Below are 13,389 nucleotides of genomic sequence, written 5' to 3'. Positions count from 1 at the left end.
CTTCCTTCGAACACACGGGTGGGTTTCCGGCCTTGATAATCTGGGTCACGCCCGTTCGCCGAGCGGGCTGGTCCAAGTCTCCGGAGGTGCCCCATGACAGACTCGCAGAAGCCGCGTGCGCGGCGCGGTCTGTTTTCCGAGGGCGAGGAGACCGTCGACCCGACCGAGGTGGACGATACCCCAGCGCCCACACGGGCTCGACGCGCCGAGCCGATCGAGGAGGAGATCAACGACCTCCCCGACGAGGTGGCGGCACCACAGCGCAGCCCGTTCGCCCGCCCCGAGGACATCGCGAGTCACGCGCCGGAGAGCTTCGTGCCCTCCCCCGCCATGCCGCAGCGCTTCTCCGGCATCTACTCGGAGGAGGACGGTCCAGCCCCGCGGCGTTCCGCTCTCAGTTCGATCACACCGCCCGGGGCCGAGGATGTCGTCGACGCGGCACCGCGCCGGTCCGCCATGTCGCCCGTCTCCGGGCCCACCCCCGCATCGCCGTCCTCCCCAGAACCGCCGGCCCCGCCCGTGGAGGCTCCACCCGCCGACGGCTCGTGGTGGGAGCATCACCGCAAGGCCCTGGTCACCTGGGCGGCCATCATCGTCGCCGCCGCGCTCGTCGTGGCCACCGTCACCTACTTCATACGGCGCTCGAACCTGCCGGTCGAGACCAACCCGTCGCCGTCGCCCTCACCGACCATTCCGGCGCTGAACGAGACGGCTCTGCTGACCGAGAAGGACGCCGCGGCCATCAGCGGCACCGCCACCTGGGTCGTCACCGACACGTCCACCAACCCCGCCGACAAGCGCGGGCGGGCGGCGTGCCTGAGCACCGACCCCGATCTGATCAACGCCACCGTCTCGATGCAGCGCTCGCTCGGCACCACGGAGGACAACAAGCTCGCAGCGCTGCACCAGATCGACGTCTACGCCGACGAGAACGCAGCCAAGGAGGTGCTGGCCGGCCGGCTGACGTCGCTGGCCGCGTGCTCCGAGGTACCCGCGAGGATCGTGTCGTCCTCGGTCGTCGACGGCCTCGCGGACGAGACTCATCAGTTGACCGTCGTCTACGAGGACGCCGAGACCCAGTTCCACACCGTGCTGCTGACCCGCACCGGGAACGCTCTCGGCATCCTCGACGTGACCCAGCTGGACGCGCCGGTGGAGCCGGCGGTCCTGGCCTCCGCTCTGCGGGCCTCGCTGACCAAGGTCTGCACGCTCGGCGGAACCTGCCCGACGGGCGAAGCCGAGGTGGCTCCCGTCGTGGTACCCGAGACCGACCCGGTCGGCTGGCTGGTCCCGTCGGATCTGCCCCGCCTGCGTCCCGGTGTGGGCCGCTGGAAGATGACGCAGCCAGGCGAGCTGACCAGCCGCGGCATGGGCTGCGAGGACATGACGCTGGCCACCGAATCGGGTCCCACGCTGCGCGAGCAGAGCTCCCTGCTGCTGACCCAGGATGACAAGGCTCTGGAAGGCTTCGGCCTCGACGAGATGCGCTTCACCTTCGAGAACACCAAGGACGCCAAGAAGTTCGCCAAGAAGCTCGGCGACAACCTCGCCGATTGTCAGGAACGCGCGTTGGGCACCACCGTCACGGAGCACGAGGGAGCCAAGTCGGTCGGCAAGAACGACGTCAAGGTGACGGCTCGTTCATTCGCGATCGAACGCGAGACCTCCGACAAGCCCGTGTACTACCAGTTGGCCATCACCGTCTCGGGCAACCGCGTCAGCTACCTGCTCGCCACCGTGTACGAGGACTACCAGTTCAGCGAGGTCCAGCTCGCCGAGGTCGCCAAGCGCCTCGGCGAACGAGCCACCCAGGCCTGACCCACCCTCCCCCACGCTCTTTGAGGTGCGGAGCGCAGCGGAGCCTCGACAATCAAGGCGAGTGCGGAGCGCCCTTCACGCTCTTTGAGGTGCGGAGCGCAGCGGAGCCTCGACAATCAGGACCAGCGCGAAGCACCATAGGCGCTCTTTGAGGTGCGGAGCGCAGCGGAGCCTCGAAAAGAGCCACCCCCACCTCCAACAGGGACCGTCTTGCGGACACTGCTAAAGCGAATTAGTGTTAAGCAAGTACTGATCGATGACGGCAGCGACCGCAGCCCACGACACGGGAGATAAACACCACCTCACCATCTTGCGCGAGCGTGTCCAATACACTCACAAGCCAGCGGTGGACCGTCCCATCCCACGTGGCAGCTCCCCAGCGGAGCGCCGCATTGATTCAGCACTCTTTACCGTCACTGACAACATATAAAGCGTTCGGAAGGCCCGTTCATTCATGCACGATCACGCCCCCATACTGGACGGGCGGGTTACCCGCCACCTTCGGGAAAAAATCGTTCCCGCGGAGGTGAGCATCGTCGCACAGCTTGAGGTCGCTGTCGCCCCGCTGACCGATGCCCCCGACTCCACCGCCATCGGCGCCGTGCCAGGCGTCGTCGGCCAAGGGGAACCGGTACCTCCGTCGGTCGGCCTCGCGCTCGACTACGAGCCGTTCCAGGTCGGCGCCCCGTGGGGGCCCGCCTGGGGCACCACCTGGATGCGCTTCCGCGGAACCATCCCCGAGTCTCATCGCGGTCAGCAGCTCGAGGCCCTGATCGACCTCGGCGGCGAGTACGACTCCCCCGGCTTCCAGTGCGAGGGCCTCGTCTACCGCGCCGACGGCAGCATCATCAAGGGCCACAACCCCAGGAACCAGTGGGTGCCCGTCGAGCCCGACGCCGACGGCCGGTTCGAGTTCTTCCTCGAGGCCGCCGCCAACCCCGTCGTGCTGGGCGTTCCCGCCTTCATCGAGACGGAGCTCGGCGAGAAGCCCACGTCGGGGCCCGCGCCCATCTACACGCTCCGGCGCGCCGACCTCGTCCTCGTGCATCAGGAGGTCCGCGAACTCTCGGCCGACATCACGACGCTGCGTCAGCTCGCCGATCAGCTCCCCGAGGACAGCGAGCGACGCTGGGAGATCCGGCGCGCACTGGACCGCGCCCTCGACCGGATCGCCCTGTTCGACGTCCCCGCGACGGCGGCCGCCGCCCGCGCCGAGCTGGCCGACGTGCTGGCACGCCCCGCTGCGGCCTCGGCACACACGCTGACCGCCGTCGGGCACGCCCACATCGACTCCGCGTGGCTGTGGCCCCTGCGTGAGACCCGCCGCAAGGTGGCCCGCACCGTCGCCAACCAGCTGAACCTGCTGGAGCTTCATCCGGAGCACAAGTTCGCCTTCCCCGCGGCGCAGCACGCGGCGTGGCTCGAAGAGGATCACCCGGAGCTGTTCGAGCGCCTGCGCAAGGCTGTGGCCGACGGCGGCGTCATCCCCGTCGGCGGCATGTGGGTGGAGTCCGACGCGAACCTGCCCGGCGGCGAGGCGATGTGTCGCCAGCTGCTGTACGGCCGCGCGTACTACCGCGACAAGTTCGGCGTCACCTGCCCCGAGGTGTGGCTGCCCGACTCCTTCGGCTACTCCGGCGCGCTCCCGCAGCTCGCCAAGCTGGCCGGCGCGCAGTGGTTCCTGACTCAGAAGATCTCCTGGAACCAGGTCGACGCGTTCCCCCACCACTCGTTCTGGTGGGAGGGCATCGACGGCACCCGCATCTTCACGCACTTCCCGCCGGCCGACACCTACGGCTCCGACCTGAACGGCGGCAACCTCTCGCACGCGGCCAAGAACTTCCGCGACAAGGGCCGCAGCGCCACCTCGCTAGTCCCGTTCGGCTACGGCGACGGCGGCGGCGGTCCCACCCGCGAGATGCTGATGCAGGCCGCCCGCACCAAGGATCTCGAGGGCTCGCCCCGCGTGCACATCGAGCCGCCGGCGGAGTTCTTCGCCCGCGCCGAGGCCGAGCACGAGTCGCCCAGCGTCTGGGTCGGCGAGCTGTACCTCGAGGCCCACCGCGGCACGTTCACCTCTGTCGCGGCCGTCAAGGCCGGCAACCGCCGCAGCGAGCACCTGCTGCGCGAAGCCGAGCTGTGGTGCGCGACCGCCGCGGCCCGCGGCCTCATGGAGTACCCGCTCGAGCGGTTCGGCGACATCTGGCGCGAGGTCTGCCTGTACCAGTTCCACGACATCCTGCCCGGCACCTGCATCGCCTGGGTCTACGACGAGGTCCGCGAGGGCTTCGCGAGGATCTCCGACGAGCTGACCGCGCTGATCGACGAGGCCCAGCGCCTCCTCGTCGGCACGGGCGACCAGGCCGTCACCTTCAACGCCTCCCCGCTGGTTCGCGACGGCGTCGCCGCCCTCGGCGCCGGCGTCACCGAGACGGCGGGCTCCGTCGTCACGGCCGAGGGCCTCGCCGTCGACAACGGCCTCGTTCGGCTCAGCGTCGACGAAAAGGGCCTTGTCACCTCGCTGGTCGACCTCGCCTCCGGGCGCGACGTCATCCCGACGGGCGTCGTCGGCAACCTGCTGCAGATGCACCCCGACTTCCCGAACATGTGGGACGCCTGGGACATCGACCCGTTCGCGTTCAACACCGTCACCAATCTCACCGACGGCGCGCCCGAACTGGTGGAGGCCGACGGCGGCGTCAGCGTCGTCGTGCGGCGCGCCTTCGGCGACTCGTCGGCCACCCAGACGCTCACCCTGCTTCCGGGCGACCCGCGGCTGCACGTGCGCGTGGACGTCGACTGGAAGGAGCGCGACTCGCTACTCAAGCTCGCCTGGCCCGTCGACGTGCACACCGACCACGCCGCCTTCGAGATCGAGATGGGCCACCTGGTGCGTCCCACGCACACGAACACCTCGTGGGATGCACACCGGTTCGAGGTCAATGCGCACCGCTGGGTGCACGTGTCCGAGCCCGGCTTCGGCGTCGCGATCGCCAACAGCCAGACCTACGGCTGGGACGTCACCCGGCACGCCCGCGAGGCCGGCGGCACCTACTCGCTGGTCCGCGCGTCGCTGCTCAAAGGCGCCCGCTACCCCGACCCGCGCACCGATGTCGGCGAGCACAGCTTCTCCTTCACCGTGCACCCCGGCGCCGGCATCGAGGAGGCGGTGGCCGATGGCTACGCGGCCAACCTGTCCCCCCGCACCGTGTCCGGCAACCCGGTCGCGCCGCTGATCGATATCGACGGCCCCGTCGCCGTCGAGGGCGTGAAGCTGGCCGAGGACGGCTCCGGAGACGTGATCGTGCGCCTCTACGAGCCGTACGGCCGCCGTGCGACGGCCACCCTGACCGCCGGTTTCGCGGCCACCTCCGCCGTCGAGACGGATCTGCTGGAAACCGAACTGGTCGCCGGCACCCCCGGCCAGCAGGTCGCGCCCACCGCTGTCACCACCGCGCTCAGCGACGGCACGGTCGGGATCACGCTCCGCCCGTTCCAGGTGGCGACCATCCGCTGGGAGCGCTGAATATGCGGGTAGGAGTCAACTACACGCCGCGCAAGGGCTGGTTCCACAGCTGGCTGGATCTCGACATCGACGAGGTGTCGGCCGACTTCGAGGCCATCGCGGCGCTGGGGCTCGACCACGTGCGGGTGTTCCCGCTGTGGCCGCTGCTGCAGCCCAACCGTGGCCTCATCCGGCCCCGGGCGATCGCCGATGTGCTCGCGGTGGTCGACGCCGCGCAGGCGGCGGGGCTCGACGTGAGCGTGGACGCGCTCAACGGGCACCTGTCCAGCTACGACTTCCTGCCTGCCTGGGTCACGACCTGGCACTGGACCAACCTCTTCACCGACGAGGTGGCGATCGCCGGCGAGGCGGCGCTGGTGGAGGAGCTGGGGGCCGCGCTCCGCGAGCATCCTGCGATGACCGGGATGACGTTGGGCAATGAGTTCCCCCAGTTCGCCGCCCCCTCCCCCTCGCACCGGCACCCGACGGTGTCCCTCGCGACCCCGTCGGACATCGATGCCTGGTTCGACCGTCTCCTCGTCCCGCTGGAAGAGGCCTGGCCGGAGGGTCGGCACCATCACGGCTTCGACGACGGCCTGTGGTTCGTGGACGAGCACCCGTTCACCCCGCGGCACGCCGTGACCCGAGGCGCGGCCACGACGGTGCATTCCTGGGTGTTCTCCCAGGTCGGCCCGCGTTACGGCTCCGGGCACTCGGCTCTCGCGTCGTTCCCGCGGTATCTCCTGGAGCTCGGCCGCGCCTGGTCGCCCGACCCCGCCCGCCCGCTCTGGCTGCAGGAGGTGGGCGCACCCCGCACCCACGTCAGCGACGAGGCGGCCGCCGGCTTCCTGAACGACACCATCGACGCGGTGGCCGGCACGCCTGGCCTCGAAGCGATCACCTGGTGGTGCAGCCATGACGTGAGCCGCGACCTGCTCGACTTCCCGGAACTCGAGTACAGCCTCGGCCTGTTCACCACGGATGGCACGCCCAAGCCGGAGGCACGGCAGCTCGCCGAGCGGATCGGCGAGCTGCGAGCGATCGACACGCCCGGAGTTGCATCGTCCGACGACGCGACTACGCTGGAGTTCGCTGCGGATTGGGAGACCGGCTTCGGCCGGAGCACCACCAGCCCGATGGGCCCGATCTTCGACGAGTGGCAGGCCCGCTTCGCCGATGGCGAGGTCGCCGCGCTGCGCCGCGTTTAGGACCTATTACGAAAATGGAGTGGCCTACTACGCGACGCCCTGGCACGCCATCTGCTTCGTTGCACTCGTCAACGTTAGGTCCACTAGCGTTTTCCTCCTGCGCCTTGCATCTGACGCACCATGACGCCGCTCGCTACGGCCACCATTTCCGCAACAGGCCCTAACCGGAAGCCATCTCACCCTGACCTTCTGCATAGATACCCCTAGGACATCGCATGATTCCCGAGCTCAGGCCGCACCAAGGGCCTGAACCCGCTCCGGCCGCCGCGCCGGAAACCGGTCTTTGGTCGGACCACTGCCTTCGCTACGTCGTCGAGGCAGCCACCGAGCGACGCCACCATCTGGAGTGGCCGACGCCGCTGGCTGGGACGGAGGTCGCCGAGGGCGATGTCCTCGAGTGGGCGGTCTTCCCCGCCTACGACCACGCCGCCACGGCCTGGCCCGACGGGTTCCGCGCCTGCGGCACCGGCATCGACGTGATCTTCGACGACGGTTCCGCCGTCGGCCCCGACGCCATCGAGGTGGACGGGCTTCCCGCCGAAGCCGCCGCCCGCCGCGGTATCGACTGGCCGGAGCAGTGGAACCACCGCCGCCTCGATCTCTCCGCGTGGGCGGGGCGCCGGATCCGCGAGGTGCGGCTCATCGTCGACCCCGGACCGGCTCATGGCGACACCGCCGACGAGCTGGTCGGCTGGGTGGACGGGCCGCGGCTCGCCCCGGCCGCGCCGCTGCCCGACTCGCCGGCCGAGCGGGTGCTCACCACCCGCGGTTCTCACTCGTCGCCGCGCCGTTCCCGGGGCCTCACCCAGCCGCTGACGGGCGTTCCGCACGGCGGCTGCTACCTGACGCCGGCCACCAGCTTCGAGGACCGGGCCTGGGCGTACAGCTGGTCGGCGCACAGCGTCGGCACCGGACCTCGGCTCGCCGGCCTTCTGATCACCCGCTCCCCCAGCATCTGGATCGGCGATCGGGGGCCGCTCGGGCTCCGGATCGGTCGCGCGCTGGATGCCGACGGACGCGTCGTATCCGAGCCTTTCAGCCACGACGACGAGCTGGCCCTGCCGCACCGCTACAGCCTGCGCACCGGCTCCGGCATCCGCATCGACGGCACGGCCGCCAGCGACGCCGTCCTGGCCGAGGTAGCCTTCCCCGAGACCGGATATCTGCAGTTGACCGTGCCGGCCGGCCGGATCGACCACGTCGCCGTCGAAGGCACGACGGTCAGGCTGGCGGTCCGCAGCGACGGCGACCCGGAGACCGCGCTCACCTCGTGGTACAAGCTGTCGCTCAGCGGCGCCGAGGTCGAGGAGGTGCCCGGCGAGGGCCCCACCCTCCGCATCACTCCCGACGAGGGGGCCGCGCTGCGGGTCGAGGTGGGAACCTCCTTCATCTCACAGGTGCAGGCCGCCTACGCGAAGGGCGCCGTCGAGGGCCTCCCGCTGGATGAGGTCGCCCGCACGGCCGAGCGGTCCTGGAACTCGGTGCTCGGCGTCGTCGATGCGCCGGGGGCTTCTGACGACGCGGCCCGCGCCGTCGCCTCCGACCTCTACCGGCTGTTCTGCTACCCGACCTTCCACCACGAGCAGACCCCCGACGGTCCGCGCTACGCCGACCCGGTCCGGCGGCGTGGCCCCGACACCGCGACCGAGACCGGGCGCGAAGTGCACGCGGGCAGCTTCCTCACCGACCACGGCTTCTGGGACACCTACCGCACCTGCTGGCCCGCGTTCCATCTGCTGGCGCCCGCGCTGGCGGGCGAACTGGTCGAGGGCTTCCTCGAGCACTTCCGGGTGGGCGACTGGTCAGCCCGCTGGAGCGCCGGTGTGCCGGTCGACTGCATGGTGGGCACCAGCCTCGACATCGTCGCGGCCGACGCGGTCTCCAGCGGCATCGAGGGATTCGACCTCGTCACCGCCTATCGTTCCGCGCTGCGCAACGCCACCGCCGCCTCCACCGAGGCCCATTTCGGGCGGGCCGACCTGCCGGCGACGCTGTTCCGCGGCTACACGTCATCGACCGTCGACGAGTCGGTGTCGTGGACGCTCGAGGGTGCCATCAACGATGCGGGCGCGGCGGTGCTCGCGCGCGAGCTGGCCCGGAGGAGCGAAGACGCGCAGGCCGCGAGGTACCGGGCGGAGGCCCGCTACCTGGCCGGGCGCGCCCTGGACTACGACCGCCTGCTGGACGCCGACTCGCTGTTCTTCCGTCCCCGCGACGCCTCGGGCGCCTTCGCCGACGAGCCCTTCGACCCGCGCATCTGGGGCGGCGGCCACACCGAGACCAATGCCTGGGGCTCCCGCTTCCTCGTCCATCACGACGGGACGGGGCTCGCTCAGCTGTTCGGCGGCCCGAGCGCCCTGGGCGACGCCCTCGACGATCTGTTCGCCGAGCCGGAGACCGGGCTGCTGGAGCACTCGGGCAGCTACGGCTTCGTGATCCACGAGATGAGCGAGGCGCGCGACCTCAGGCTGGGCATGTGCGGGCTGTCGAACCAGCCGGCCCACCACGTGCCGTGGATGTACGCGTTCACCGACCGCCCGTGGCGCGCAGCCGAGAAGGTCGAAGAAGCGCTCGGCCGGCTCTTCCTGGGCATGCACATCGGCCAGGGCTTCCCCGGCGACGAGGACAACGGCGAGATGTCGGCCTGGCACCTGTTCGGCCAGATGGGGCTGTATCCGCTCCAGGTCGGCGCCGGCGAGTTCCTGATCGGCGTGCCACGGCAGCCCGTCTTCGAGCTGGCGCCCATCGGCGCGCCCGCGCTGACCATCCGCACCGAGGGCGAGGGCCGCTACATCGGCGCCGTCACCCTCAACGGCGCCCCCTGGCGTCGTCCCACCATCCCCACCTCCGTGCTGCATGAGGGCGGCACGCTCGAGGTGCAGCTGAGCGCGGTCCCCGTCGACTGGTGCGAGCCCATGCCCGACGTCCCGTACTTCGCCCCCGACGACGCTCCCGCACTCGCGTGGCGCGACGCGCTGGCCGGTGTCGCGATCGACGGCCGCGAGGCGTCCGAGCTGAGCAACGACGAGGGCGCCACGCCGTTCCCTATCGCCGACGCCGCGTCGCTCACGCTCAGCCTCGACGCCGACGCGGACGAGACGATCCAGCTGACGGTCACGCTCGACGAGCCCGGCCGAGGTGACCTCGCAGTCCTCACCGAGCAGGGCGGCGAGTGGCTCCCCGTCGCCCAGTTCCGCGAAGAGACCTGGGACTGGCCGTGCCAGACCCGTCCGTTCGACGTCGTCCTGCCCGCCCCCAGCCGTCGGCTGCGGCTGGAGTGGTCCGGCCCCGCCTCCCTTCGGCAGGTCCAGGTTCTCGTCCCCCGTGCCCGCGCCGCCGCACAGGCACCGCCGCCATAACGAGAGGCCGCGCGGGATCTCCGTCCCCGCAACGTCCCCGTCATCCCCTCATCTCATCGCACCCAGATTTTCCCATCGGAGTTTCTTTTCATGTCTTCATCCTCCACGCCCCGCGTCGTCGTCTACCACCAGGAACACGGCCACGGCGACACCTTCGTCCCGCTGCTCCCCATGGTGGACAGCGGCAACCTCACCCACCTCATCCTCGCCGCCGTTCACATCACCGACGACGGCGTCGTCACCCTGAACGACCACCCGCACGATGACCCGCACCACGAGCAGTTGTGGGCCGAGGCCGCCCAGGTCCAGGAGCGCGGCGTTCCCGTCATGGTGATGGTGGGCGGCTGGGCCCCCGGCACCATGTGCAAGCTCGACGGCGACGACTTCGACACCTACTACCCTGCGCTGCGCGATTTCTTGCGCGCGCACGCCATCCAGGGCGTCGATATCGACGTCGAGCAGGACATGAGCCTCGACGGTGTGATCCGCCTGATCGACCAGCTGCGCGCCGACTTCGGGTCCGAGTTCGACATCATCCTCGCCCCCGTCGCCTCCGCCATGTGGGGCGGCGACAACCTCTCCGGCTTCGACTACGAGGAGCTGTACCGCCGGCGCGGCGAGCAGATCGACTGGGTGCAGATCCAGTTCTACAGCGGCTACGGCAGCCTGGAGGACACCCGCGACGTCCAGCGCATCATCGACCGCGGCGTCTACCCCGTCGACAAGCTGGTGCTCGGCGTCGTCGGCCACCCCGAGGATGCCCACGGCTACGTCGACATCGACCGGCAGTGCGCCACCCTCAGCCAGATCGCCGCGACCTACCCGAACATCGGCGGCGTCGACGTGTGGGAGTACTATCGCGCGCTGCCAGGCGACGCGGCAGCGCCGTGGGAGTGGATCGACCGCGTGCACGACGCGCTGGTGCACGGCGCCGATCGGATCAACGCGCTGGGCCTGATCCCGACGCCGTCGTCCGTGGTGCGGGGCGAGGGAAGCTACACGCTGCCGCGCGTGGCCGCCGTCTCGGGCGAGGAGAAGGCCATTCGGGCCCTCGACATCGCCGTCGGCCCGGGCGCGGGCCTGGTCCTCGTCCCCGGCGACGACGCCCAGGTGCGCCTGATCGACGACCCCGCCCTGCCCGATGAGGCCTACCGCCTCGTCGTCGACGCCGACGGCGTCACCATCGCGGCCTCCGACGTGGCCGGCTTCTGGACCGCGGGAGCCACGCTGCGTCAGCTGCTCCCCGCGTGGGTCAACGGTCCAGCCCCGGTACCCGGCGCCGCGCTCGAGCTGCCGTTCGTCACCATCGAGGACGCGCCCCGCTTCAGCTGGCGCGGCGTCCACCTCGACGTCGCGCGGCACTTCCAGCCGCTGCCGTTCCTCTACCGGTTCATCGACCAGCTCGCCGCGCTCAAGCTGAACGTGCTGCACCTGCACCTCACCGACGACCAGGGCTGGCGCTTCGAGGTCGACGGCTACCCGGAGCTGGTGCGCACCGCCTCCTGGCGCGCCCACACGCACAACCCGGCATGGGAGACCAACGACGGGCAGCCGCACGGCGGGTACTACACCCAGGATCAGCTGCGGGCCCTCGTCGGCTACGCGCAGGCGCGCGGCGTGATGATCGTGCCCGAGGTCGACCTGCCGGGCCACGTCCGCTCGCTGCTGGCCGCGTACCCGCAGTTCGGCGATCCGGGGGCCACCGAGGTCAAGCCTGTGGCGCCGAACTTCGGCGTCTTCGACGAGGTGCTGCACCTCACCGACGAGACCATGGAGATGGTCGAGGCGATCTTCACCCAGCTGCTCGACGTGTTCCCCTACTCCTACTGGATCCACATCGGCGGCGACGAGTGCCCCAAGACGCAGTGGGTGAACAGCCCGGCTGCCGCCGAACTGGCCGAGACCCGCGGCGTCGACGGTCCGGGCGAGCTGCAGCGCTGGTTCACCGAGCGTATGCGCGCCTGGCTGGCCGAGCGCAGCCGCGGGGCGGTGGCGTGGGACGAGGTGATCGAGGAGCACGAGGCTCCCGGCACGCTGATCATGTCGTGGCGCGGCCACGAGCCCGGCATCAAGGCTCTTCAGCAGGGCAACGACGCGGTCATGTGCACCTGGGGCTACACCTACCTCGACCAGTACCAGTCGACCGACGAGACCGAGCCCTACGCCATCGGCGGCGGGATCACCTGGCAGAAGGTGCTGGGCTACGACCCGGCGATGGGCGTCCCCGACGACGTCCCCGGCCGCCTGCTCGGCGTGCAGGCGCAGCTGTGGACCGAGTACATGCCGACGGAACGGCAGGTCGAGTACATGGCGTTCCCGCGCGTCGCCGCCCTCGCCGAGATCGGCTGGGCGACGACGAAGGCGTCAGAGGGCGACTTCTTCGCACGCCTCGTGCAGGCGGGTCACCGCTGGGACGCCGCGGGCCTCAACCACCGCCCGGTCGGCGGCGCCATGCCGTGGCAGCACGGTGGCGAGGGCCTGCGCCGTCGCCCGGACGAGCATCGCGGCTGATTCCCGCATGAGCGAGCCCGTCGGCAGGTGTCACCTGCCGGCGGGCTCGCCCAGTTCTACGATCAGGAAGTGATGGTCCGACGCCGGGCCGGCCGGCCAGTCGTCGATCAGTCGGAGCGCTGACGGGGTCACGCCTCGGGTGAGGATGTAGTCCAGCCAGGAGTCGGTGTCGGACCAGTCGCCCATGTAGGGGTTGTCCGAGGCGAAGCTGGGGCGTTCCCTGGAGATCTCGAGCCAGGGGTTGTCCAGGCCTCCGCGCTCGCACAGGCGGGCGACGGCGGCGGAGTCGGGCGTCGCGTTCAGATCGCCGCAGACGGCGAACCCGTCGCGGGGCCTGAGTTCGGCGAGCTCTGCCACGACGTCGCCGATGAACTCGGCCTGGGCGACGCGCAGCGCGTCGCTGTCCGCCTGGTAGGCGAGGTGGGCATTGAGCACACCGACCCAGCCGTCGCCGCTCGGAACCCTCACGTACTGGGTGACGCGGTCGGGCTCCGTGCCGCCGCCGGGTAGCCGGTAGGTGCGGACATCGGCGGCGGGCTCGCGGGTCGCGATGGCGAGGCCCTCGGCCTGGCCATCCCAGGTGCAGCCGACGCTGTAGTGGACGTGGTAGTCGGCCAGCGCATCGACGAGCTCCAGCTGCAGCCGGGCCGCAGACCCCGGGAAGGGCCGAACCTCCTGCATCGCGATCACGTCCGGGCGCAGTTCGGCGACCATGGCGGAGAACACGCGCATGCGTTCCTGCAGCGGCTCGTTGATGTTCCACAGGTTGGCCGACATCACTGTCAAGGGGGTCACGTTCATGAGCAACTTTCTATCTCAGACGGCGCCCGCCCGCCAGCATGATTTACAAAAAGAAATCCTTGAGCCTTATTCAGGCGGTGGCCCAGTGGTGTAGAGCGACCACGGTGGAGATCGTGTTTTTGAATGTTCGGTATGGGCGTCGGTAGTCGGTATGCAGGATGCCCCAGTTCTTGAAGTGAGCGATCAC

The 13,389-nt window shown here is 70.2% G+C and carries 6 protein-coding genes; 5 read left to right on the top strand and 1 reads right to left on the bottom strand.

What is annotated here, in order from left to right; translation table 11 throughout:
* Positions 1-93 precede the first annotated feature (93 nt).
* From P0D62_RS10975 to P0D62_RS10955, 5 genes are all read left to right on the top strand, one after another.
* The gene (locus P0D62_RS10975) at positions 94-1,818 is read left to right on the top strand and encodes a hypothetical protein (protein ID WP_275702593.1); all 1,725 of its coding nucleotides are present in this window, start codon (positions 94-96) and stop codon (positions 1,816-1,818) included.
* A gap of 454 nt (positions 1,819-2,272) precedes the next feature.
* Entirely contained in the window at positions 2,273-5,344 is a 3,072-nt protein-coding gene (locus tag P0D62_RS10970; RefSeq protein WP_275702592.1) for an alpha-mannosidase, read from the top strand.
* Between the two features lie 2 nt (positions 5,345-5,346).
* Positions 5,347-6,531 carry a glycoside hydrolase 5 family protein gene (locus P0D62_RS10965; RefSeq protein ID WP_275702591.1) on the top strand — a complete coding sequence of 395 codons (1,185 nt, stop codon included), beginning with the start codon at positions 5,347-5,349 and terminating at the stop codon, positions 6,529-6,531.
* Positions 6,532-6,746: 215 nt separating this feature from the next.
* Positions 6,747-9,890 (top strand): GH92 family glycosyl hydrolase, encoded by a 3,144-nt coding sequence (locus P0D62_RS10960; protein ID WP_275702590.1) that lies wholly within the window; start codon positions 6,747-6,749, stop codon positions 9,888-9,890.
* A gap of 90 nt (positions 9,891-9,980) precedes the next feature.
* Positions 9,981-12,401, top strand: coding sequence for a family 20 glycosylhydrolase (locus P0D62_RS10955; RefSeq protein WP_275702589.1), 2,421 nt, complete (start codon positions 9,981-9,983; stop codon positions 12,399-12,401).
* A 30-nt stretch (positions 12,402-12,431) separates the two neighbouring features.
* Here P0D62_RS10955 and P0D62_RS10950 read toward each other — a convergent pair whose 3' ends face one another.
* Positions 12,432-13,202: an endonuclease/exonuclease/phosphatase family protein gene (locus P0D62_RS10950; protein WP_275702588.1), complete on the bottom strand. Its 771-nt coding sequence runs from the start codon at positions 13,200-13,202 to the stop codon at positions 12,432-12,434.
* Positions 13,203-13,389: the final 187 nt, after the last annotated feature.

The organism is Tessaracoccus caeni, assembly GCF_029211185.1.
GTDB classification, from domain to species: domain Bacteria; phylum Actinomycetota; class Actinomycetes; order Propionibacteriales; family Propionibacteriaceae; genus Arachnia; species Arachnia caeni.
Note: the sequence above shows the minus strand (reverse complement) of the source record. Positions and strands in the feature narration are given on the sequence as shown.

Bases quoted from the DNA above. Each gene is read 5' to 3' on its own strand.
- P0D62_RS10975 (WP_275702593.1), top strand. From the start codon at position 94: ATGACAGACTCGCAGAAGCCGCGTGCGCGGCGCGGTCTGTTTTCCGAG.
- P0D62_RS10950 (WP_275702588.1), bottom strand. From the start codon at position 13,202: ATGAACGTGACCCCCTTGACAGTGATGTCGGCCAACCTGTGGAACATC.
- P0D62_RS10965 (WP_275702591.1), top strand. From the start codon at position 5,347: ATGCGGGTAGGAGTCAACTACACGCCGCGCAAGGGCTGGTTCCACAGC.
- P0D62_RS10970 (WP_275702592.1), top strand. From the start codon at position 2,273: ATGCACGATCACGCCCCCATACTGGACGGGCGGGTTACCCGCCACCTT.
- P0D62_RS10955 (WP_275702589.1), top strand. From the start codon at position 9,981: ATGTCTTCATCCTCCACGCCCCGCGTCGTCGTCTACCACCAGGAACAC.
- P0D62_RS10960 (WP_275702590.1), top strand. From the start codon at position 6,747: ATGATTCCCGAGCTCAGGCCGCACCAAGGGCCTGAACCCGCTCCGGCC.